20 protein-coding genes are annotated in these 23529 nt (G+C 60.1%); 13 read left to right on the top strand and 7 right to left on the bottom strand.

The features are described from left to right. Positions 1 to 39 precede the first annotated feature (39 nt). From ACTIE1_RS08430 to coxB, 5 genes are read right to left on the bottom strand one after another with little or no spacing between them, the layout of a single operon-like run. Positions 40 to 846, bottom strand: coding sequence for a cytochrome c oxidase subunit 3 (locus ACTIE1_RS08430; RefSeq protein WP_439562072.1), 807 nt, complete (start codon positions 844 to 846; stop codon positions 40 to 42). Between the two features lie 40 nt (positions 847 to 886). Continuing rightward, the gene (locus tag ACTIE1_RS08425; protein ID WP_439562071.1) at positions 887 to 1468 is read right to left on the bottom strand and encodes a cytochrome c oxidase assembly protein; all 582 of its coding nucleotides are present in this window, start codon (positions 1466 to 1468) and stop codon (positions 887 to 889) included. Next, the gene (locus tag ACTIE1_RS08420; protein WP_439562070.1) at positions 1465 to 1665 is read right to left on the bottom strand and encodes a hypothetical protein; all 201 of its coding nucleotides are present in this window, start codon (positions 1663 to 1665) and stop codon (positions 1465 to 1467) included. Before ACTIE1_RS08420 ends, ACTIE1_RS08425 begins: the two co-directional genes overlap by 4 nt. Further along, positions 1665 to 2639 carry a heme o synthase gene (gene cyoE, locus ACTIE1_RS08415; protein WP_439562069.1) on the bottom strand — a complete coding sequence of 325 codons (975 nt, stop codon included), beginning with the start codon at positions 2637 to 2639 and terminating at the stop codon, positions 1665 to 1667. The genes ACTIE1_RS08420 and cyoE overlap by 1 nt, the downstream gene beginning before the upstream one ends. 54 nt (positions 2640 to 2693) lie before the next feature. Then, complete coding sequence (gene coxB, locus ACTIE1_RS08410; protein ID WP_439562068.1) at positions 2694 to 3566, bottom strand: cytochrome c oxidase subunit II; 873 nt, start codon at positions 3564 to 3566, stop codon at positions 2694 to 2696. A gap of 227 nt (positions 3567 to 3793) precedes the next feature. On the opposite strand from coxB, the gene tldD reads away from it, so the two are divergent. The 5 genes from tldD to ACTIE1_RS08385 all read left to right on the top strand — a co-directional run bounded on the left by tldD (position 3794) and on the right by ACTIE1_RS08385 (position 10690). Then, positions 3794 to 5215: a metalloprotease TldD gene (tldD, locus tag ACTIE1_RS08405; protein WP_439562067.1), complete on the top strand. Its 1422-nt coding sequence runs from the start codon at positions 3794 to 3796 to the stop codon at positions 5213 to 5215. Positions 5216 to 5325: 110 nt separating this feature from the next. Further along, the gene (gene dprA, locus ACTIE1_RS08400) at positions 5326 to 6510 is read left to right on the top strand and encodes a DNA-processing protein DprA (protein ID WP_439562066.1); all 1185 of its coding nucleotides are present in this window, start codon (positions 5326 to 5328) and stop codon (positions 6508 to 6510) included. 161 nt (positions 6511 to 6671) lie between these two features. After that, positions 6672 to 9266, top strand: coding sequence for a type I DNA topoisomerase (topA, locus tag ACTIE1_RS08395; protein WP_439562065.1), 2595 nt, complete (start codon positions 6672 to 6674; stop codon positions 9264 to 9266). A gap of 85 nt (positions 9267 to 9351) precedes the next feature. Further along, positions 9352 to 10047, top strand: coding sequence for a CoA transferase subunit A (locus ACTIE1_RS08390; RefSeq protein WP_439562064.1), 696 nt, complete (start codon positions 9352 to 9354; stop codon positions 10045 to 10047). A gap of 13 nt (positions 10048 to 10060) precedes the next feature. Next, positions 10061 to 10690, top strand: coding sequence for a CoA transferase subunit B (locus ACTIE1_RS08385; RefSeq protein WP_439562063.1), 630 nt, complete (start codon positions 10061 to 10063; stop codon positions 10688 to 10690). A gap of 50 nt (positions 10691 to 10740) precedes the next feature. On the opposite strand, the gene ACTIE1_RS08380 is transcribed toward ACTIE1_RS08385, so the two are convergent. Further along, complete coding sequence (locus ACTIE1_RS08380) at positions 10741 to 11532, bottom strand: enoyl-CoA hydratase (RefSeq protein ID WP_439562062.1); 792 nt, start codon at positions 11530 to 11532, stop codon at positions 10741 to 10743. A gap of 77 nt (positions 11533 to 11609) precedes the next feature. On the opposite strand from ACTIE1_RS08380, the gene ACTIE1_RS08375 reads away from it, so the two are divergent. The 8 genes from ACTIE1_RS08375 to dnaE all read left to right on the top strand — a co-directional run bounded on the left by ACTIE1_RS08375 (position 11610) and on the right by dnaE (position 22253). Then, the gene (locus ACTIE1_RS08375; protein ID WP_439562061.1) at positions 11610 to 12029 is read left to right on the top strand and encodes a PaaI family thioesterase; all 420 of its coding nucleotides are present in this window, start codon (positions 11610 to 11612) and stop codon (positions 12027 to 12029) included. Positions 12030 to 12190: 161 nt separating this feature from the next. Next, positions 12191 to 13345 (top strand): RsmB/NOP family class I SAM-dependent RNA methyltransferase, encoded by a 1155-nt coding sequence (locus ACTIE1_RS08370; RefSeq protein ID WP_439562060.1) that lies wholly within the window; start codon positions 12191 to 12193, stop codon positions 13343 to 13345. A gap of 183 nt (positions 13346 to 13528) precedes the next feature. Next, positions 13529 to 15793: an ATP-binding protein gene (locus ACTIE1_RS08365; RefSeq protein WP_439562059.1), complete on the top strand. Its 2265-nt coding sequence runs from the start codon at positions 13529 to 13531 to the stop codon at positions 15791 to 15793. A 178-nt stretch (positions 15794 to 15971) separates the two neighbouring features. Continuing rightward, a complete protein-coding gene (cobT, locus tag ACTIE1_RS08360) occupies positions 15972 to 16985 on the top strand; it encodes a nicotinate-nucleotide--dimethylbenzimidazole phosphoribosyltransferase (RefSeq protein WP_439562058.1) in 1014 nt (337 codons plus the stop codon). A 4-nt stretch (positions 16986 to 16989) separates the two neighbouring features. Continuing rightward, positions 16990 to 17760 carry an adenosylcobinamide-GDP ribazoletransferase gene (locus ACTIE1_RS08355; RefSeq protein WP_439562057.1) on the top strand — a complete coding sequence of 257 codons (771 nt, stop codon included), beginning with the start codon at positions 16990 to 16992 and terminating at the stop codon, positions 17758 to 17760. Then, positions 17751 to 18284, top strand: coding sequence for an alpha-ribazole phosphatase family protein (gene cobC, locus ACTIE1_RS08350; RefSeq protein WP_439562056.1), 534 nt, complete (start codon positions 17751 to 17753; stop codon positions 18282 to 18284). Before ACTIE1_RS08355 ends, cobC begins: the two co-directional genes overlap by 10 nt. Next, positions 18274 to 18813 carry a bifunctional adenosylcobinamide kinase/adenosylcobinamide-phosphate guanylyltransferase gene (cobU, locus tag ACTIE1_RS08345; RefSeq protein WP_439562055.1) on the top strand — a complete coding sequence of 180 codons (540 nt, stop codon included), beginning with the start codon at positions 18274 to 18276 and terminating at the stop codon, positions 18811 to 18813. The genes cobC and cobU overlap by 11 nt, the downstream gene beginning before the upstream one ends. Then, positions 18810 to 22253: a DNA polymerase III subunit alpha gene (dnaE, locus tag ACTIE1_RS08340; protein ID WP_439562054.1), complete on the top strand. Its 3444-nt coding sequence runs from the start codon at positions 18810 to 18812 to the stop codon at positions 22251 to 22253. Before cobU ends, dnaE begins: the two co-directional genes overlap by 4 nt. A gap of 142 nt (positions 22254 to 22395) precedes the next feature. Here dnaE and ACTIE1_RS08335 read toward each other — a convergent pair whose 3' ends face one another. Then, positions 22396 to 23352 carry an L-malyl-CoA/beta-methylmalyl-CoA lyase gene (locus tag ACTIE1_RS08335; RefSeq protein ID WP_439562053.1) on the bottom strand — a complete coding sequence of 319 codons (957 nt, stop codon included), beginning with the start codon at positions 23350 to 23352 and terminating at the stop codon, positions 22396 to 22398. Positions 23353 to 23529: the final 177 nt, after the last annotated feature.

The raw sequence follows: 23529 nt of genomic DNA, 5'->3' as shown, positions 1-23529 counted from the left end.
CTTTCTGGTTTCGGTCATATGCGCGCAGATGTACCGCGCCTATGCACCCCAAACATAGATCGAAGCGAACAGGAACAGCCACACCACATCAACAAAGTGCCAGTACCACGCCGCCGCTTCAAAGCCCACATGCCGTTCTGCGGTGAAATGACCCGCATATACGCGCATCAGGCAAATCGCCAGAAAGATGGTGCCAACGATAACGTGGAACCCGTGAAAGCCGGTCGCCATGAAGAAGTTCGCGCCGTAAATATTACCCGCAAACCCGAAGCCCGCATGGGTATATTCATAGGCTTGCAGGAAGGTGAAGATCACCCCAAGGCAAACTGCAATCCACAGGCCCAATTTCACGTCTTCGCGCTTGTCGCCATGCACCAGCGCGTGGTGCGCCCATGTTGCCGCACAGCCCGAAATCAGCAGAATCAACGTGTTGATCAGCGGCAGGTGCCAAGGGTCGAATGTCTCGATCCCGGCGGGTGGCCACGCGCCATCAATCGCGGGGCTAAGCCCCTCGGGGTGCATGGGATAGAGCGCATGTTTGAAGAAAGACCAGAACCAAGCCGCGAAGAACATCACTTCCGAAATGATGAACAGAATGAACCCGTAGCGCAGGCCCAGAACGACAACCGGCGTATGGTCGCCCGAATGGCTTTCGATGACAACGCTTTTCCACCACTCGAACATGACATACAGAACGCCCACAAGTCCCATCAGGAACATCCATGGGCCGCTGTCATGCATCCACAAGACAGCACCATATAGCATCACGAAGCCCGCGACAGCCCCCGCAAATGGCCAGATCGACGGCGGCAGAACGTGATAGTCGTGGTTTTTCTCATGCGCCATTGTGAAAGTTCCCTCGTATTGCTCGGTTTTATGCGCGAGTTCAGTTTGTCATTGCGGGTTCCGGGGCGACGTAATCCGCCGGAATATCCGTAGCGTGGAAAGTATAAGACAGCGTGATTGTATGTGTGCCGCGGGCATCGCGGTCGTCCAGAATATCCGGATCCACGAAATAGGTCACGGGCATCAGCACGGATTCGCCCGGCTGCAAGACCTGCAACTCGAAGCAGAAACAATCAATCTTGGTGAAGAAACGACCGGCTTCATAGGGGCTGACATTGTAGCTGGCAGTGCCCGCAATAGGCTGGTCGGTCGGATTATGCGCTTCATAGAAAGCAAGGCCGACTTCGCCGATCCTGATTTCCGAAACGCGATCCACCGGCTTGAAGCTCCAGGGAAAATCGCGCGCCACTGACGCATCGAACCGAATGCGCATTGTCTGGTCCAGCACAACCCCCGAGGACGCAGCCGCCGTGTTTGTGGTGCCGCCATAGCCGGTGACACGGCAAAACAGATCATACAGCGGCACAGCAGCCCAGCCCATAGCGCCCATGAACAGCACCACGCCTACGGTCTGAACAGTGGTTTTCTGAATGCCAGTCAATCGTTGCCAGAATGCAATCATCTTTGCGGGAACCTCACGTTATCAGGGTCAAGGGCCGGGCGATAGCTGTGGTCATAGGCTTGCAGGCTTGCCCCGCTTTGGACCTTGGCGATCGTCAGACCAAATACCAGCGCGATAAACGCCACCAGCACAACGGCCAGTCCGACATTGCGTCCGGACCGGCGTTTGTGCAATTCGTGTTCGCGGGTGATGGCCATCAGAACAATTCCAGTATTTTGAACATCGCGGCGAAATCTGCATAGACAGTTACCCGCGACAGGGCAGCCTCGGCAAGGAATGCGCCAAAATGTAGAAACAGATAGGCCAGCGAAAACCGGAAAACGCGCTTCTCAACAGCATAGCCGTCAGCGTCTGCCTGTGATTCGCTGCGCCGCCAGATGGCCCATGCGCCTTGCAGGAACATTGCATTCAGCACCAGCGCAAGCGCCAGATAGACCGGCCCGCCAATCGACGTGAACCCTGCCGCCAGCGCGAACGGAACCAGCGCGACAGTATAGACCAGAATATGGGTGCGCGTGGCCTTGCGCCCGTGCGTGACTGTCAGCATGGGCACATTGGCCTTGTGATAGTCACTTTTCATGAACAGCGCCAAGGCCCAGAAATGCGGCGGTGTCCACATGAAGATCAGCATGAACATCAGGCAGGCTTCCAGGCTGATGCTACCAGTCACCGCGACCCAGCCAATCATCGGGGGGAACGCGCCCGCTGCACCGCCAATGACAATGTTCTGCGGTGTCGCGCGTTTCAGCCACATCGTATATATCACGGCATAGAAGAAAATCGTGAAGGCCAGCAACGCGCCAGCCAGCGCATTGGTCGCCAGCCACAACATGATCACCGAAATACCCGACAATGCGAAGCCAAGCGACATTGCCTCTCGCGCGTCGATCTTGCCAGCCGGAACGGGGCGTTTCGCCGTGCGCTTCATCACGCTGTCGATGTCGGCATCCCACCACATGTTCAATGCGCCCGATGCCCCGCCGCCCAGCGCGATGAAGATGATCGCGGCAAGCGCCTCGATCGGGTGCAGTGCGCCCGGCGCGACAATCAGCCCGACAAGCGCCGTGAACACGACAAGCGACATCACACGCGGCTTCAGCAACGCGATGTAATCGCTGAAGCCAGCCTCTTTGTTGTCACTATAGCTGATATCGGCACGGATATCGGTCATTTGCTTCACCTGATCGGGTGTGGCTGTCCGGCAGGACTGCCGGACAATCTGGGATTAGTCCGAAGATGCGACCTGCACGGACTGCGATGCGCGCGGGGCGTCCGCGAATTGCGCGCCCTGACGTTCCAGCCATGCAAGGTATTCTTCTTCGCTAACCACTTTCACGGTGATGGGCATGTAGGCATGCGCGATGCCGCACAGTTCCGAACACTGCCCGAAGTAAATGCCTTCTTCTTCGGCATTGAACCACAATTCTGCCAGACGGCCCGGAACCCCGTCCTGTTTCACGCCGAAGGCGGGAATGGTCCAGGAATGGATCACGTCTGCGGCAGTAACCTGCAACACGATATTCTGGTTCACAGGCACAACCATGGCCGTGTCGGTCGCCAACAGATACAGATCATCGGTATAGCCGTAGTCTTCCAGTTCGTCCCGCTCCAGCATGAACTGAGAGAATTCAACGCCGTGATCGACATATTCATAGCCCCAATACCACTGGAATCCTGTCACCTTGATGGTCACATCAGCTTCCGGCATGATCTGCTGGTGACGCAACGCCGGGAAGGTGAACAGCGCGATAAACAGCAAGATCAGCGCAGGCACGACAGTCCATGCAATCTCAAGGGGGGTATTGTGTGTGAAACGCGCGGGTTCGGGGTTTGCGCGACGGTTGTGAAACACAATCACCCAGATCAGCAGACCCGTAACAAAGATTGTAATCGGCACAATGATCCACAACAGCAGATCGTCCAGAAACCGCACCTCGCGCGCCAGCGCGGTGAAGGGCGTCTGCAGCGATGTGCCGTCCGGCACGGGTGCGCCCAGAACCGGCAACTGCGGCAACAAGTCGTCAGCAGCAGCTTTTGTCGCGGCAACAACCGACACAAACGCGGCGATCAATGGCGTTATAGCTTTGAAAAGGCGCATATTTCTTTTCCCGTTCTTCTACGCGGCGATTCTGCCGCTTGCCTTGGCACGCGCACATTTCCGGCATGCCATGGAATCCCGTTGAGGTTTGTCTTTGTAAAATCATATTCCTGAACATAGAACAAGCAAAACGATGCGACAGAATGTCGTTTTTGATCCAGATCAAGGACAGCATGTCAAGCTGTAGCGCAGCGCGGCATCCCTCTGACACAGAAGGTTAAATATACATGAGTGATACAGATTTTCGCCCCTTCGACACCATGCTGGATGAAACCCTTGCCTTGAAGGTGCTACAAGATGCCACAGCCGGTGCCGATGATGGCGAGCTGTTTCTGGAGCGCCGCGTGTCGGAATCGCTGTTGCTTGATGACCAGCGTGTGAAATCGGCCAGCTATAACGCTGCCGAAGGGTTTGGCCTGCGCGCGGTGCAGGGCGAGGTGACGGGCTATGCGCATTCCACACATATGACTATGGACGCGCTGCGCCGCGCCGCACAGACCGCGCGACTGGCCATCGGACATGGTGGCGGAACCCTGGCCGACGCGCCCAGCCCCACCAACCAGCGCCTGTATACGGACGCGGACCCCATTTCGGGCGCGGCATTTTCGGTCAAGCTGGACCTGCTGCGTGAAATTGACGATTTTCTGCGGGCATTGGACGCGCGCGTTGTTCAGGTGTCCGTGTCGATGGCTGCATCGTTGCAACAGGTGGAAATCCTGCGCCCCGAAGGACTGCGCCTGCGCGACACCCGCCCCATGAGCAGACTGAACATATCCGTCATTGTCGAACAGGACGGGCGGCGCGAATCCGGCAGTGCGGGCGGTGGCGGGCGCGCGGGGCTGGACGGCGTCATGGAGCGCGATGTCTGGCAATCCATGGCCCGGGAGGCGCTGCGCATCGCTGTCGTCAATCTGCGCGCGGAACCTGCACCGGCGGGCGTCATGGATGTGGTGCTTGGCCCCGGCTGGCCGGGTATTTTGCTGCACGAAGCCATCGGCCACGGGCTGGAAGGGGATTTTAACCGCAAGGGCAGTTCGGCCTTCGCGGGCCTGATGGGCCAGCAGATCGCGGCCAAGGGTGTCACGGTGCTGGATGACGGCACCCTGCCCGACCGGCGCGGGTCCATCACCATCGATGACGAAGGGACACCGGGCGCGCGCAATGTCCTTATAGAGGACGGCGTGCTGGTAGGCTACATGCAAGACCGACAGAATGCGCGCCTGATGGGCGTGCCCGCCACCGGAAACGGGCGGCGCGAATCCTATGCGCATGCGCCCATGCCGCGCATGACCAACACCTATATGCAAGGCGGCAATGCAACGCCCGCCGAAATTCTGGCCGACCTGAAGGACGGGATCTATGCGGTGGGGTTCGGCGGCGGGCAGGTTGATATTACCAACGGAAAATTCGTGTTTTCCTGCACCGAAGCCTATCGCGTGAAGGATGGCAAGGTCGGCGCCCCCGTCAAAGGGGCCACGCTTATCGGCGACGGTGCCACCGCACTGACCAAAATACGCGCCATCGGAAATGACATGGCGCTTGATCCGGGCATGGGCACCTGCGGGAAGGCAGGCCAATGGGTGCCAGTGGGCGTGGGTCAGCCAACATTGATGATTGGCGGTCTGACAGTCGGCGGAAGCGCCACCTGACGCAGGAAAAGAAGATTAATTTTCAAGAAACATCAAAGCGGGTGCGAATCTTTACAATGTTTTAACTAACTCGGTGCAGATTAAGGCAAGAATGAGGCGAGGTTGATCGGATGGCGAAAGATTTGTTTTCTTCTCACCCACCCTTCACCCCACCCACGAAGGAAGAAGACAGGCTGTCCTGGCTTCGCCTCATTCGATCTGCCCGCGTCGGGCCATCCACGTTCTTTCGGCTTATGTCGGAATATGGGTCCGCAGAAGCGGCGCTGGATGCCCTGCCAAAGATTGCGCAGGCCGCAGGGGTGGACGCTTATGTTCCGTTTCCCGCCGACAAGGCGCGCGCCGAAATCGACCTTGCCCGCGCCAAGGGGGCAAGGATGCTGTGCTTCGGCACCGATGCCTATCCGGCGACACTGGCCAGCATAAACGCCCCGCCCCCCGTGCTGTGGTGCATGGGCCAGCGCGCCCCCATTTTGCGGCCCATGGTTGCCCTTGTGGGGGCGCGCAACGCCTCCAGCCTTGGGACGCGCATGGCGCGCACATTGGCTGACGGGCTGGGGCATGAAGGATATACAATCGTCTCCGGCCTTGCACGCGGGGTAGATGCAGCAGCACATCATGCCAGCCTGAAAACCGGCACGATTGCCGTCATGGGCGGCGGGGTCGATGTTGTCTATCCCACGGAAAACACGGTGCTTGCCGCCGCGATCGCCGATCAGGGGTTGCGCCTGTCCGAAGCGCCCATGGGCCTCTATCCACAAGCGCGCCATTTTCCGCCACGAAACCGCATTATTTCCGGTCTGGCGCTGGCTGTGGTGGTTGTCGAAGCGGCGGAAAAATCCGGCACATTGATTACCGCCCGCGATGCGCTGGATCAGGGGCGTGAAATCATGGCCGTGCCCGGCCACCCTGTCGACGGTCGCGCAGGCGGGTGCAACGGGCTTATCCGCGACGGGGCGACACTTGTGCGCCATGTTGATGACATTCTGGACGTCTTGCGCCGCCTGCAAGACTGTCCGCCAAAAGCCGCGGACAGGGGCAAACCCGACACAACAGCAACCGGCAACAACGCGCCACGCACATCCCGGACACATGCGGTCGAACCCGACAATACCGCCCCGCTGGACACCCGCATCCTTGCGCTGCTTGGCCCGTCCCCGACCGCAGAAGACCAGCTTATCCGCGATTTGCAGATGTCCGCAGCGCAGATCTCGCCAGTACTGGTGACGCTGGAACTGCAAGGTCAGGTTCAACGCCACCCGGGTGGATTGGTCAGCAGACCGGATGCGCGGCATTGATAGATCGCCTGCGCAGACGGAATTTATTGCGCGCTGAACCAGCCGCAGTTTAGCGCAAACTTGCGCCCCATTTGCACGCTGCATTGACATTCCCTGCCCCGCCCTCACATTAAGGCCAGCCCGCGCAACCCCGTTCGGACAAGAATAACCTGAGGAATTTTATGGCAGTCGTCGTCGTCGAATCGCCCGCCAAGGCCAAGACAATCAACAAATATCTGGGGCCGGGCTATACGGTTCTTGCGTCTTTTGGCCATGTTCGCGACCTGCCGCCGAAAGATGGATCTGTCGATCCGGAACATGATTTCGAGATGAAATGGGAAGTCGCCAGCGATTCCCGCAAGCACGTCAAGGCCATTGCCGATGCCCTGAAGGACGACAACGAACTGATCCTTGCGACCGACCCCGACCGCGAGGGCGAGGCGATCAGCTGGCACCTGACCGAAGCGCTGGAAAAATCGCGCGCCATCAAGAAAACCACCCCCGTCAAGCGCGTCGTGTTCAACGCGATCACGAAAGCCGCCGTAACCGAAGCCATGAAAAACCCGCGCGAAGTGGACATGCCACTGGTGCGCGCCTATCTGGCGCGGCGGGCGCTGGATTATCTGGTGGGGTTCAACCTGTCGCCTGTGCTGTGGCGCAAACTGCCGGGCGCAAAATCCGCAGGGCGCGTGCAATCGGTCTGCCTGCGCCTGATTGTCGAGCGCGAGATGGAGATCGAGGCCTTTCGCGCACAGGAATACTGGAGTGTGACCGCCGGCCTGACGACGCCGCGCGGGGTGGAATTTGCGGCCAAACTTGTCAGTTTCGCGGGCAAGAAACTGGACAAGTTCGATCTGGCGACGTCAGAAGCGGCGGAACTTGCGGTGCAGGCCGTCCAGTCCCGCGACCTGACAGTCACCTCGGTCGAGGCAAAACCCGGCAGCCGCAACCCGTCTGCCCCCTTCATGACATCGACCTTGCAACAAGAAGCCAGCCGCAAATTCGGCATGGGGGCCAAGCATTGCATGTCCACGGCCCAGCGCCTGTATGAAGCGGGCTACATCACCTATATGCGGACAGATGGCATTGACATGGCGCCCGAGGCCGTGATGGCCACACGCGATGTCATCAAGGACCGCTATGGCGCGGATTATGTGCCCAAATCACCGCGCATGTATAAAAACAAGGCCAAGAACGCGCAGGAAGCGCATGAATGTATCCGCCCCACGGAGATGGCCACCAGCCCCGACCGCCTGAAGATCACCGACAGCGACCAGCGCAAGCTGTATGACCTGATCTGGAAACGGACCATTGCCTGCCAGATGGAAGCCGCGCGTCTGGAACGCACCACAGTTGAAATTGGCAGCCGCGACGGGCAGGTGGGCCTGCGGGCCACGGGTCAGGTCGTGCTGTTTGACGGGTTTTTGAAGGTCTATGAGGAAGGGCGCGATGATGTTGTCGATGATGACGACAAGCGCCTGCCGCAAATGGCCCAAGGGGACGCACTGGACAAGCGTTCCGTCACGCCAGAGCAGCATTTCACCCAACCCCCGCCCCGCTATACCGAAGCCACACTGGTCAAGCGCATGGAAGAACTGGGCATTGGCCGCCCGTCCACCTATGCCAGCATCGTCACCACGATCCAGGATCGCGGCTATGTCATCAAGGACAAGAACCGCCTGATCGCGCAGGACAAGGGGCGTTTGGTCACCATCTTCCTTGTCAATTATTTCAGCCGCTATCTGGAATATGATTTCACTGCCGCGCTGGAAGAACAGCTTGACGATGTGTCCGCCGGTGAACGCGACTACAAGGAAGTGCTGGAACGCTTCTGGCGCGATTTTTCTGCCGCTATTGCCGAAACATCGGAATTGCGCATCACCGAAGTGCTTGAAAAAATTGACGATGTGCTGGCGCCACATCTGTACCCCCCGCGCGAAGACGGGACAGACCCGCGGTCCTGCCCGAAATGTGGTGCGGGGCGGCTGAACCTGAAAACCGCGCGTTCTGGCGGGGCCTTTATCGGGTGCAACAACTACCCCGAATGCCGCTACACCCGCCCACTTGCCGGCGAGGGCGCGGGCAATGCCGAACTTTCTGGCGATGGCAAACTGCTGGGCCATGATGCGGGCGATCCGATTTCGCTGCGGACAGGGCGTTTTGGCCCCTATGTGCAGCGCGGAGAGGCGACAACGGACATCCCGAAACCGCCCCGCGCGTCGCTGCCCAAAGGCTGGGAGATTGACAGTATCGATCTGGAACGCGCGCTTATGCTGCTGGCCCTGCCGCGCCCTGTCGGCCCCCACCCCGAGGATGGCGAGTTGATCGAGGCGGGCATCGGGCGCTATGGCCCGTTTGTGAAACACGGCAAGAAATATGCCAACCTGCCCGATGTTGAAGAAGTGTTCACCATTGGCATGAACCGCGCGGTCGAGGTGCTGGCCGCAAAACAAACGCGCGGACGGACCGCAGCCGAGCCCTTGAAAACACTGGGCGCGCACCCCGATGGCGGGGAACTGGCCGTGATGAAAGGGCGCTATGGCCCCTATGTCAAATGGGAGAAGGTCAACGCGACGCTGCCCAAGGACATGGAACCGGACACCATAACGCTGGAACAAGCGGTGGAACTGGTCAACGCGAAGGCCGCGACCAAACCCAAAGCCAAGAAACCGGCAGCGAAAAAAGCAACCGCTAAAAAACCGGCGGCAAAAAAACCGGCGGCCAAGAAGCCAGCCGCCAAGAAGGCCAGCCCGAAGAAGAAACCTGCCGACAGCTGACACGCGCGCACCCTGTGCAAGTGTTGACTTCACGCCAAGGCCGCGCCATCAGATTGGCCAGATCACGAATGGAGGGAATGAAGCAATGAAGAAAGTCTACGGCACTGCCACCGAGGCCCTTGACGGGCTTCTATTTGACGGGATGACTATTGCCGCAGGCGGCTTTGGCCTTTGCGGAATTCCCGAACTGCTGATTGATGCAATTCGGGACGCAGGCACGAAGGATCTGACCATCGCATCCAACAACGCGGGCGTGGATGATTTCGGCCTTGGCGTGCTGTTGAAAACCCGTCAGGTCAAGAAAATGATGTCGTCCTATGTTGGCGAGAATGCGGAATTCATGCGCCAGTATCTGTCGGGCGAGCTGGAACTGGAATTCAACCCGCAGGGCACGCTGGCCGAACGCATGCGCGCAGGTGGCGCAGGTATTCCGGGCTTCTATACCCGCACCGGCGTTGGCACCCAGATTGCGGAAGGCAAGGAACACAAGGAATTCGGCGGCGAGACCTTCATTCTGGAACGCGGGATCATGGCGGACCTGTCCATCGTCAAGGCATGGAAGGCCGACACCACCGGAAACGCGATTTTCCGCAAGACCGCGCGCAACTTCAACCCGCCCGCCGCCAAATGCGGCAAGGTTTGCGTGCTGGAGGTTGAGGAAATCGTGGAACCCGGCACCCTTGACCCGGATCATGTGCATCTGCCCGGCATCTATGTGAACCGCCTGATTCAGGGACAGCACGAAAAACGCATCGAACAGCGCACGACGCGCGCGGCTTAAGGGGGAACGACACATGGCTTGGGACCGCAATCAAATGGCCGCACGCGCGGCGCAGGAACTTCAGGACGGGATGTATGTGAACCTTGGTATCGGTATTCCGACACTGGTGGCCAACTACATCCCCGAAGGCGTGACCGTCACCCTGCAATCGGAAAACGGAATGCTGGGCATCGGCCCTTTCCCGACCGAAGATGACGTCGATGCAGACCTGATCAACGCAGGCAAACAGACCGTGACGGCCCTGCCGCATACCGCCTATTTCGACAGTGCCGAATCCTTTGCCATGATCCGCGGCGGCAAGATCAACATGGCAATCCTTGGCGCAATGGAAGTGGCCGAGAACGGCGATATCGCAAACTGGATGATTCCGGGCAAACTGGTCAAGGGCATGGGCGGCGCAATGGATCTGGTCGCCGGTGTGGAACGCATTGTGGTGGTCATGGACCACACCAACAAGGCGGGCGAGTCTAAACTTCTGAAAGCCTGCACCCTGCCGCTGACCGCCCAAGGCGTTGTCAAGCGCATCATCACCAATCTGGGTGTTCTGGATGTGGTCGACGGTGGGCTGAAAATCGTCGAATGCGCCGATGGTGTCAGCGAAGATGACATTCGCAACGCAACCGAAGCTGCGATCGTGAACTGATATGGCTTAGGGGCGGCCCGCTGCAATCGGGCGGCCCCTGACGCACTGGTCTATTGCGCCCAATCGGGTTTGCGCTTGTCCAGAAAGGCGGAAATCCCTTCCTCGGTATCGCGCCACAGCATGTTTTCGACCATCACATCGGCAGTATACGCATAAGCGTCAGCAACGCCCATCTCGGCCTGCGCGTAAAACGCCTGCTTGCCGATTTTGACAGCGCTGCCCAGTTTACCGGCAACTGTCTGTACCAGCGCCATCGTCTGGGTTTCCAGTTGATCGGCGGCAACAACACGGTTCACCAGTCCCAGCTCTGCGGCACGCGCCGCGTCAATAAACTGACCGGTGGTCAGCATTTCGAATGCCTGTTTGCGTGGAATGTTGCGGGTTAGGGCAACCATGGGCGTGGAACAGAACAGCCCGATATTCACCCCGTTCACCCCGAACCTTGTGCCTTCGGCCGCTACGGCCATGTCACAACTGGCAACCAGCTGGCAGCCTGCGGCGGTCGCTATGCCATGCACTTCGGCAATCACCGGTTGCGGCAATGCGGGAATCATCTGCATTAATGCCGCGCAGCGTGCAAACAGGTCGGCGAAATACGCCGCCCCCTTGTCATCGCTCGCGCGACCGGCCTGCATTTCCTTCAGGTCATGCCCCGCACAAAACGCCTTGCCCGCACCGCGCAGGACAATGACCTTGACGTCATCTTGCTGTGCCAGCGTTGAAAACTGCGCAGACAGCGCGGCGATCATCGCATCAGACAATGCATTCAGGTTGGACGGCGAATTCAGCGTGACCCGCGCGATTCCTGCCGCTACGTCACAGTGCACAATTGCATCGCTCATCTTGTCATTCCCCCGCTGCTGCGCAGACTATAGCGGCGCAGGATAATAAGCGAAAGTCAATCACAACGGGGACTGGCATGGAAATGAATCGCGAGACACTGACCGAATTCCTGAAATCCGAGTTTCAGCAAGTGGCGGATATGTTTGCCATCGATGATGTCGAACCGCGCGCTGTGACAGTCCGCCTGTTGCATGACGAACGCCATTTGCGGCCCGGCGGCACAGTGTCGGGACCGGCCATGTTCGCGCTGGCCGATGTGTCGGTCTATCTGGCGATTCTGTCCATGATCGGCCCGAAGGCCCTTAGCGTGACGACGAATTGCTCCATCGATTTCATGCGCAAACCGGCGGCGGGTGTGGACCTGATCTGTCAGGCCAGAATACTGAAGCTGGGGCGCATTCTGGCTGTGGGGGATTGCCTGCTGTTTTCCGAAGGTCTGGACGACCCTGTCGCGCGGGCATCGCTGACATATTCCATCCCGCCAGACCCGCGATAACCCCACTGCGCCCGACCAGAATGGCCAGCCCCATGCGCAAGGCCCCTGACACAGGTCAGGGGCCGACAGGGCGGGCGGGTGGGGCGCATGGGGCTGGCCGTTCTGGTCAAGTGGCCTGCGGCTTGCTATGGCTGCACCCATTGCCAGTTTCGGGGAACCAGATGACACCTGCCGCACGCCTGCAAGCCACAATCGAGATTCTTGACCGGATTCTGGCCGGCACCCCCGCCGAACAGGCCCTGACAGGCTGGGCACGCGCCAGCCGCTTCGCCGGATCAAAAGACCGCGCGGCCATTCGCGACCATGTCTTTGACTGCCTGCGGTGCAAGCGGTCTTTTGCACATCTGGGCGGGGCAGAAACCGGACGCGGGCTTGCACTGGGGTTGCTGCGTGCACAAGGCATCGCACCAGAACAGCTTTTCTCCGGTCAGGGCTACGCGCCCGCAGCCCTTGACCCCGCCGAGATGCAGCCCCCCGAAACGCCCATGTCCGAGCTGGCAGCGCTGGATTGCCCGGACTGGCTGGCGGCTGATCTGCGCGACAGCCTTGGCGCTGATTTCAGCGCTGTCATGCAATCCCTGCAACACCGCGCGCCTGTATTTCTGCGCGCGAATCTGGCCAAAACCACCCGCGCCGAGGCCGCACGCCAGCTTGCGCAGGACGCCATCGCAACCCGCCCCCACTCCTTGGCCGATACTGCGCTGGAAGTCATGGAAAACGCCCGCAAACTGCGGCAATCCTCCAGCTTTATCGGGGGCTTGGTTGAATTACAGGATGCCGCGTCGCAGGCTGTGATACAGGCCCTGCCTGTCACAAAAGGCGCTGGTGTGCTGGATTACTGTGCGGGCGGTGGCGGCAAGTCACTGGCACTTGCGGCATTGGGTGCTCAGGTCACCGCGCATGATGCAAACCCCGCCCGCATGAAGGATATTCCCGAACGGGCATTGCGCGCCGGTGTCAATATCGCCGTCACACACGCACCGGTCGGGCTGTTCGATATGGTGCTTACTGATGTGCCGTGTTCAGGCTCGGGCAGTTGGCGGCGCGCGCCAGCCGCAAAATGGACCCTGGACCGCGCGGGCCTGAATGCCGTTATGCAACTTCAGTCCGAAATTCTGCACAAGGCGCAGCACCATGTCAGGCCCGGCGGAGTTCTTTGCTACATAACCTGCTCCCTGCTTGATGCTGAAAATGCCGGCCAGATCGCCAGCTTTCTGCAAGGTGCACCGCAGTTTCGCCAAAGCATAGAACAGCGCTTTACCCCGCTGGATGGGGGCGACGGTTTTTTTCTGGCCGTGTTGCAACACAAAGGCTGAATTCAGACCGCGCACAGCAACCATCGGTTGTGCATGACAGCAAGGCGCTGTTAACCGTATTTTTACTGCATTTTTTGTAAGTTCATTTTCAGCGTTCCGTTTCCGGTCATGCCATCGGCAGGGCCACCTATTCGTCAGATAGTCATGCAATTCCTTGTCGACCTTCACCCGCGCAGTCTACTCATGCTTGCTTTGGCCGGTTTTGCGGCCTGTATTGGCGCGTGGTGGTTGATCGCTGTGCCCTCGGTCTCGATGCTGGGTCTGGCATTGGGGGTTTCACTGTTGATGGCGGCGGCGCTGCTGTTTGCGGGCCTTCTGGTCCTGAACGCGCTTCACCGCAACGAACACAAGGCCATAAGAACCCTTCTGGATAATTCCGAAACACCCTGTCTGCTGGTGTCTGGCCGCGATCAGGCCCTGCTGTGGCAAAACCGTGCCGCTGTCGCAACCTTTGGGGCCGTGCCCGATATCAGAACCTTGCTGGACGATTACTGCGCAAGCCCGCTGAATGTTATCGCGCAGACCCATGAACAGGCCAGCGCGCAGGGCAATGCAATCCGAACCCTGCAAATCGGCGCGAATGCCTGCCGCGTCGAGATCGTCTTGACCAAAGGCGGCGATTATCTGTGGCGTATTCCGGCCAATCCGTCAGCGCCGGACAGTCCGGACCTGCCGCTTGAATGGGTGCTGTGCGACCTGTCGGGGCGGGTTCAGTACATCTCGCCCTTGCTTGCAACGCATTTTGAGACCGCGCCTGCGCATTTGCAGGACATTCTTGGCCCTGACTGTCCGGAACCGGGACAGATCACGCAGGTCAGGCTGACGCAGACATCCCAGACGCGCCTTGCCTTGACGCTGCCGCAAGGCACCGACTCAAGGGGGGTTCTGTTCCTGCCTGCCGATCTTGACCGCCCGACACCTGACGACGGTGACGCCGCCCTGAACCTGCTGCCTGTTGCCATTACCCATATCGCACCGGACGGACGCATTGCCTTCGCCAACCGCGAAGCGCGGCGCCTTTTGCACCTGAACAAACATGACGACGCGCTGTTCAGCGACCGTCTGGAAGGGTTGGGCAGGCCCATTCACGAATGGATGGAGGATGTCCGCTCGGGTCGCTTGAAACGCAGCACCGAAGTCATGCGACTGGTCCGCCATGGCGAAGAAACATATATTCAGGTGTCCCTGCGGGCGCTGACAACCGGCCCCGAAGGATACACACTGGCAGTGATGAACGACGCGACAGAGCTGAAGTCACTGGAAGCGAAATTCACCCAAAGCCAGAAGATGCAGGCCATCGGGCAGCTTGCTGGCGGGGTCGCGCATGATTTCAATAACCTGCTGACGGCCATTTCAGGACATTGCGAACTGATCCTGATGCGCCATGACAGCAGTGATGTCGACTATCCCGACCTGATGCAAATCCAGCAAAACAGCAACCGCGCCGCTGCACTTGTGCGCCAGCTTCTGGCATTCTCGCGCAAGCAGACACTTCAGTTTGAAACACTGGACCTGCAAGGCGCACTTGCGGAACTGGTCCACCTGCTGAACCGGCTGGTCGGGGCCAAGATCACGCTGTCCCTGCGCTTTGCCGATCAGGTCATCAACATCCGGTCGGACAGGCGCCAGTTTGAACAGATTCTTGTCAATCTGGTGGTCAACGCGCGCGATGCCATGCCACTGGGCGGCGAAGTCGTGATTGAAACCGCAATCCACAAACTGCCGCAGGGCCTGACGCGCGAACAGGTCACCCTGCCCCCCGGCGACTATGCCGTCATAGAAGTGCGCGACAAGGGGCAGGGTATTCCCAAGGCCAACCTGTCCAAATTATTCGAACCCTTCTTCACCACCAAACGGCAGGGCGAGGGGACAGGACTGGGCCTTTCCACTGTTTACGGGCTGGTCAAACAGATGGGCGGTTTCATCTTTATCGACAGCGAAGAAGGGACCGGAACAACGGTTAGTTTGTATTTCAAATCACAAGCGGCCAGCGCACCGTCACAGAAACCCCGTTCGTCCAAAGCCGCAACGCCCGCACTGTCCATGCGCCCCCGCAGCCTTGTGCTGCTGGTCGAGGATGAGGCACCTGTCCGGTCCTTCGCTGCGCGGGCCTTGCAGTTGCAAGGTCACCGCGTTCTGGAAGCGGAGTCCGGCGAGGCCGCGCTGAACATTCTGGCCGACACCAGCATTCGTCCGGATCTGTTTGTCACCGATGTCATAATGCCCGGCATTGACGGGCCGGGATGGATCAACAAGATCAGGGATCAATACCCCGATACACCCGTCGTTTTCATGTCCGGCTACGCCGAGGATAGCAGGTCTGCCGCGCAGGCCAGAATCGGGAATTCCGCGTTTCTGGCGAAACCGTTTTCCCTTGGTGATTTCACATCGACGGTGAATGCACAGCTTTTGCAACATGCGCCTAGTGAAACAGAAACGGCAACCTGAGTTCCGACGATCCGGCCCTTCGCGGGACGGCATGGCCGCACAGCGACGATCCGGATAAAATGCCCCTTTCAGATTGCATCAGGCCAATCGGGACATTACGGTCAATCTGCACCGCATTCCTGCGCTGGCCCGTTATCTTGATAATGGCGGCAGAACACCTTTTTTCATCAGGACGCCCATGACCGACCAGACACCCCGCCTTAGCCCTGCTGAAATCCAGCGCGCGATTGACACCAAAACCAAGCCGGTCGGGGCGCTGGGGCGCATTGAGACACTTGCCGCACAGATCGCCGCCTTTCGCAACAGCCTGACGCCGCGCATCGAAAGCTGCGTTTTGACGATATTTGCAGCCGATCATGGCATCGCGCGTGAAGGTGTGTCCGCCTATCCGCAAGAAGTCACCGCGCAAATGATGCTGAACTTTCTGGCAGGCGGGGCAGCCGCGAATGTGTTTGCAGCAACCCTGAACATTCCTGTGCAGGTGGTGGATGCGGGCGTTGCGGGCACCGCAATCGCCCACCCGAAACTGATCTCGCGCCGCATTGCTGCGGGCAGCGCCAGTTTTCTGACCGGCCCTGCCATGACGCCTGACCAACTGGCGCAGGCGCTGGCACATGGCGCCGAGATCGCGCGCACCAGCAGCGCTGATGCATTGGCGTTCGGGGAAATGGGCATTGGCAATACGGCAACTGCCAGCATGGTCCTGCACAAGCTGTCGGGACTGGATTTACCCCTGCTGGTTGGCCGCGGGACCGGGGTTGATGATACGGCCCTTGCCCATAAACTCGACGTCTTGCAGCGCGCGGCCGCACGCTGTGCCGATACCATGACGCCAGACACCATTCTGGCGGAGTATGGCGGGTTTGAAATTGCCATGATGGCAGGCGCAATGCAGGAAGCCGCCGAAACAGGACGGCTGGTGCTGGTCGACGGCTTTATCGCCACCGCCGCCGCCGCTGCGGCCCTTGCACGGGCCCCCCATATTCGCCCCGCGATGGTATTCTGCCACAGATCGCAGGAAACGGGCCATCGTGCCGCACTGGACTGGCTGGGTGCCGATCCGCTGCTGGATCTGGACATGCGGCTGGGCGAGGGGACGGGCGCGTTGCTGGCATGGCCATTGGTCAAGGCCGCCGCTGCAATGCTGTGCGACATGGCCAGTTTTGAAAGCGCTGGCGTAAGCACGGGCTGACCCCATGCCCCGCCTGCGCGACATGGCCGCCGAAATTGCCCTTGCCCTGCAATTCCTTAGCCGCATCCCTGTTGGCGGGGCTGCGCCTTATACGCCGGAACGCTGGGCACGCATTCCTTGCTGGTTCGGACTGGTGGGGCTGGGGCTGGGGGGTGTTGCTGCCGCACTTCTATGGACGGGCGCGCAGGTTTTTCCGCAACCCGTGGCCGTGATCCTGACGCTTGGGCTGATGCTGCTGCTGACCGGCGCCCTGCACGAAGACGGGCTGGCCGATGCCGCTGATGGCATGGGCGGCGGGCGCACACCGGACCGCGCGCTGGAAATCATGCGCGACAGCCGGATCGGCAGTTATGGCGTGCTTGCGCTTGTCGTGGCGCTGGGGCTGCAAACGGTCTGTCTGGCGCTGCTGCCGCTGCCTTGGGCGATGGGCGCGCTGGTTCTGGCGCATGCGTTCAGCCGCGCCATTATGGCGCTGGCCCTTGGGCAGGGCCGCTATCTGCGCCCACGGGGTGCGGGAACGGGGCTTGACCGGCCCTTGGGCGCGCGGGGGCTGGCACTGACAGGTGCAGCACTTCTGGCGGCCATTGGTTTCGGGGTCGCGCTGGCCTTGCCCGTCGGGGCAATACTGGTTGCGCTAAGCATAAGTTCTGTTGCATCCGCAGTCTGGCTACGGTTTGCACGCAACAAGATTGCCGGTGACACTGGCGACACATTGGGCGCCGCCCAAGTTATTGCGGCCACCGCCTGCCTGATCGGGGTCGTGGCATGGGTATGATCCTGCTGCGACATACACAACCGGATGTGGCGGCTGGCATTTGCTACGGGCGCAGCGATCTGGGGCTTGCGCCCTGCTTTGCGGACACTGCGCGCGGCATCGTTGATACATTGCCGGATGTGTCGCGCATTGTGTCATCACCGCTGACGCGCTGCCTGCAACTGGCACAGCATGTGGCACAGGCACGCGCCCTGCCGCTGCTGATCGACCCGCGCCTGACGGAAATGGATTTCGGCACATGGGAAGGGCAACCATGGGACGCCATACCGCGCGACCAGCTGGACGCATGGGCGCGTGACATTCTGCACGCCCGCCCGCATGGCGGCGAGAGCGTGGCCGCCCTGCGCGCACGCACGCTGGCGGCATTGCGCGACCATGCAGCGCCCGCCACGCTGGTTGTGACCCATCACGGCGTCATCAAATGTGCCCGCAGCCTGACTATGGGCAATGATGCGTGGCAATCGAACCTGCCATTCGGCCAATGGATAACGATGTCAACGCAGGTGATCACGAATGCCACATGACCTGACGCTGATCCTTGGCGGCGCGCGGTCGGGCAAAAGTGCACTGGCGGAACGCGAAATCACGGCCCTGCCCCCACCATGGCACTATATCGCCACCGCGCAGGCATTTGATGATGAAATGCGCGCGCGCATCGACCAGCACCGCGACCGCCGTGCTGCGGGCTGGCAGACACATGAAGTCCCGTTTGATCTTGCGCAGCGCCTGACGGCACTGCCCGATGGCGCGCCCGTTCTGGTGGATTGCCTGACCCTGTGGCTGACGAACCACCTGCTGGCCGACCATGATTTACCCGCGCAAATTGCCGCGCTGGAACTTGCACTGGTCGCGCGCAAGGGGCCGGTCTGGCTGGTGGCAAATGAAGTGGGCCTTGGTATTGTGCCCGAAAACGCCCTTGCCCGACGGTTCCGCGATGAAGCGGGCATATTGAACCAGCGTATGGCCGCCCTTGCCAGCCGCGTCATTTTCGTGGCCGCCGGCCTGCCGCTGCCATTGAAGGGACCGGCCAGCGCCCCTAGGATGGACCCATGACACAGACACCCCGCTTCATTCATCTGCGCACACATACCGAATATTCGCTGCTGGAAGGGGCTTTGCCGCTGAAAAAGCTGGTCAAGGATTGCGCCGCCCAGAACATTCCCGCCATCGCGGTGACGGACACGGACAACATGTTCGCGGCGCTGGAATTTTCGGTGCTGGCAACAGGCGCAGGCGTGCAGCCCATCATCGGATGCCAGATTTCAGTGGCCTATGACCCGCCCGCCCCCGGTGAGAAACTGCGCATGCCCGCGCCCATTGTGCTGCTGGCACAGTCCGAAGCGGGCTACATGAGCCTGATGAAACTGAATTCCTGCCTGTATCTGCCCAAGGACCGGCCCGTTCCACAGGTCACGCTGGAAGAACTGGAACAATATTCAGACGGGCTGATCTGCCTGTCCGGCGGGGCTGAAGGGGCCGTGGGCAAGCTGGTCCAGACCAACCAGATGCCCAAGGCGCGCGCGCTGATGGAACGGCTGGCTGCAACCTACCCCGACCGGCTGTATGTCGAATTGCAGCGCCACGCAGGCGAGGACGGCCAGATGATGGACGCCCAGCGCGTAACCGAACGCCCCTTCGTGGAAATGACCTATGCGATGGGCCTGCCACTGGTGGCGACCAATGATGTCTATTTTCCGAAATCCAAGATGTATGAAGCCCATGATGCGCTTTTGTGCATCAAGGAAGGGGCCTATGTGGACCAATCCGCGCCGCGCCGCCGCCTGACGCCGCAGCATTACCTGAAATCCCCCGAAGAAATGGCCGCCCTGTTTGCCGACCTGCCCGAAGCGCTGGAAAACACGGTCGAGATTGCGCGCCGCTGCGCCTACAAGGCCGAACGCCGCGCGCCCATCCTGCCGCGCTTTGCCGATGACGAGGTTCAGGAACTGCGCCGGCAGGCCAAGGAGGGGCTGGCCGCACGCCTTGCCGTCATCCCCCATGCAGCCCCCGTGGCCGAATATGAAGAACGGCTGGAGTTTGAGCTGGGCATCATTGAGGGCATGGGCTTTCCCGGCTATTTCCTGATCGTTGCCGATTTCATCAAATGGGCCAAGGATAACGGCATTCCTGTTGGCCCCGGCCGGGGGTCGGGCGCGGGCAGTCTTGTGGCCTATGCGCTGACCATCACGGACCTTGACCCGCTGCGCTATGCCCTGCTGTTTGAACGGTTCCTGAACCCCGAACGTGTGTCGATGCCCGATTTCGACATCGATTTCTGCATGGACCGCCGCGAAGAAGTCATCCGCTACACCCAGAACAAATACGGCGATGACAAGGTCGGCCAGATCATCACCTTCGGCGCGCTGTTGTCCAAGGCTGCGGTGCGCGATGTGGGGCGCGTGCTGCAACTGCCCTTCGGGCAGGTGGACAAACTGTCCAAGATGATTCCGGTCGAAGGGGTGAAACCCGTCAGCATTGAAAAGGCGCTGGCCGATGAACCGCGCCTGCGCGAAGCCGCCAAGTCCGAAGAAGTGGTTGACCGCCTGCTGACCTATGCCCAGCAGGTCGAAGGGTTGTTGCGCAATGCCTCAACCCATGCGGCGGGGGTCGTGATTGGCGACCGCCCGCTGGACGCGCTGGTGCCGCTGTATCGTGACCCGAAATCGAACATGCCCGCCACGCAGTTCAACATGAAATGGGTGGAACAGGCAGGGCTGGTCAAGTTCGACTTTCTGGGCCTCAAAACCCTGACCGTCATTCAGAACGCGGTGGATCTGCTGAAACGACGCGGGGTGGATCTGGACATCTCTGCCATCCCGCTGGATGATGAAGCGACCTATAAACTCTATGCCAGTGCGCGCACTGTGGCCGTGTTTCAGGTGGAAAGTTCGGGCATGATGGACGCGCTGCGGCGCATGAAACCCACCTGTATCGAGGATATCGTGGCGCTTGTGGCGCTGTATCGCCCCGGCCCGATGGAAAATATTCCCACCTATTGCGAGGTGAAGAACGGGTTGAAGCCGCTGGAATCGATCCACCCGTCGATTGATTTCATTCTGGAGGAAACCCAAGGCATTATTGTCTATCAGGAACAGGTGATGCAGATCGCGCAGGTCATGGCGGGCTACAGCCTTGGCGGTGCGGACCTGCTGCGCCGCGCCATGGGCAAGAAAATCGCCGAGGAAATGGCCAAGGAACGCCCCAAATTCGTGAAAGGGGCCATTGCAAACGGGGTGGATGAAAAGAAAGCAGGCGAGGTGTTCGACCTGCTGGAAAAATTCGCCAATTACGGGTTTAACAAATCCCACGCCGCCGCCTATGCGGTGGTCAGCTACCAGACCGGCTATCTGAAGGCGAATTATCCCGTGGAATTCATGGCAGGCGTCATGAATTGCGATATCCACCTGACCGAAAAACTGGCCGTCTATAAACGCGAAGTGGACCGGATGGGCATTACCGTAGTGCCCCCTTGCGTCAACCGCGCCCGCGCGCGCTTCGATGTGCAGGACGGCGCACTGGTCTATGCACTTGGCGCCCTGAAGAATGTCGGTCTGGACGCCATGCGCCTGATCGTGGACGGGCGCGGCGACAAACCCTTTGTCACGCTGTTTGATCTGGCCCGCCGTGTGGACCTGAAACGCGTGGGCAAACGTGCGCTGGAAATGCTCGCGCGGGCGGGCGCGTTTGACCAGCTGGACCGCAACCGCAGGCGGGTATTCGACAGTCTTGACGGGCTGGTCAGCTATTCGGCCGCCATCCATGACGCGCGCGCCTCCAATCAAGTTTCACTGTTTGGCGAGGCAGGCGCAGACATTCCCGAACCGCGCCTGTCGCAATGCGACGACTGGCTGCCCACCGAACGGCTGGGCTATGAACATCAGGCGATCGGCTTTTACCTGTCGGGTCACCCGCTGGATGATTACGCCGCCGCATTGAAACGCAAACAGGTCCTGACCCTGGCCGAGGTTGAGAAGAAGGCCGCAGGCGGGGCATTTGTGGGCAAGATCGCGGGGGCCGTGTCAGGGCGGCAGGAACGCAAATCCGCGCGCGGGAACCGCTTTGCCTTTGTCCAGTTGTCCGACACCACGGGGCTGTATGAGGTGACGGTGTTTTCCGACACGCTGGAGGCGGGACGCCAGTATCTTGAAACCGGCCAGAATGTGGTCCTGACCGTCGAGGCCACGATGGAGGCCGAAACCCTGAAATTGCTGGCGCGCGGCATCCAGCCGATTGATTCTGTCGTGGCCGATGCGGATGCGGCCGGTTTGCGCATACATGTGGAAAACACCGCCGCGATTGAATCCGTGGCGAAGCTGTTGGGACAGGGCCGCGCGCAGGCCAAGCGCGGACAAGGTCCGGTGCGGTTCTGCGTCGCTGATCTGGCCAAGGGGCGCGAAATTGACATCGACACCGGCCTGAATTTTGCCATTACCCCGCAAATCAAGGGGGCGGTAAAATCCATTGGCGGGGTTGTGATGATTGAGGATATCTGACCACCCCCAACCGCAATGGCGAATGCCATCAGGTTGCGCCATGTGTTCTGCCTTCGGCAGACCACATGGCACCCAAGTGGGGGCGCAGCGGGGGGCACAGCCCCCCGCTGCGCCCCCACACCCCTTCAGGGCAGAAATGGCCTCAGCCGGAAATCATCTCGGATTGGCGCACGATCACTTCGGCCTGTTTGATCGATGCAATATCGACCAGCCGCCCCTTGTATACCGTCGCCCCTTCTCCGCGGGCTTTTGCGGCTTCCATCGCAGCAAGGATTTCGCGCGCCTCGGCCACTGCCTCGGCTGACGGGGTGAACACTTCATTGGCAAGGGCGATCTGCTTGGGGTGGATCGCCCATTTGCCAACCATGCCCAGCGTGGCAGACCGGCGCGCCTGCGCGCGGTATCCGTCATCATCGCTGAAATCCCCGAACGGTCCGTCAACAGGCAAAACCCCATGCGTCCGGCAGGCCGCGACAATCGCGGATTGCGCCCAATGCCACGGGTCCGACCAGTGACGCGCGCCGTCATGCAGCATGTAGTAATTTTCCTGAGTGCCGCCAATTCCGGTCGTGGCCATGCCCATGGATGCCGCGAAATCAGCCGCACCCAGACTCATGGCCTGCAAACGCGGGCTGGCGGCCGCAATCTCGTCAACATGCGCAATACCTGCCGCGGATTCGATGATCACTTCGAAACTGATGCGCCGCTTGCGCCCTTTGGCCGCCTCAATGGCCGTGACCAACGCATCAACCGCATAGACATCCGCCGCGCACCCCACTTTCGGAATCATGATCTGGTCCAGCCGGTCGCTGGATTGTTCCAGCAGATCGACAACATCACGGTACCAAAACGGGGTATCCAGCCCGTTAATGCGCACCGACAGGTATTTATTGCCCCAATCCACATCATGGGTTGCCGCAATGATATTCGCGCGCGCCGCATCCTTGTCCGTGGGCGCGACCGAGTCTTCCAGATCAAGATTGATGACATCCGCATCCGATACCGCCATCTTCTGGAACAACGCAACGCGCGAGCCTGGTCCGAACAACTGGCAGCGATTGGGGCGCGCGGGCGGGGCCGGTTGGATGCGAAAGCTCATTCATCACCTCTTTGGACAGTAAATTTCTATTTTTCCTTGCTTTGGGTTATAATGTTGCGCACACCTTCGCAAGGTGATTTTCTGCACCTGCACGATAAGGCAAGCATTCCCAAATGATGGATGCAAAAAAATCGCGCAGTTTCCGCCAAAAATCGCAGCATCTTGCAGATAAATCCA

This window comes from Roseinatronobacter sp., from assembly GCF_051859525.1.
GTDB lineage: Bacteria > Pseudomonadota > Alphaproteobacteria > Rhodobacterales > Rhodobacteraceae > Roseinatronobacter.
The sequence above is the reverse complement of the archived record's forward strand: the minus strand, read 5'-3'. Positions and strand labels throughout refer to the sequence as shown.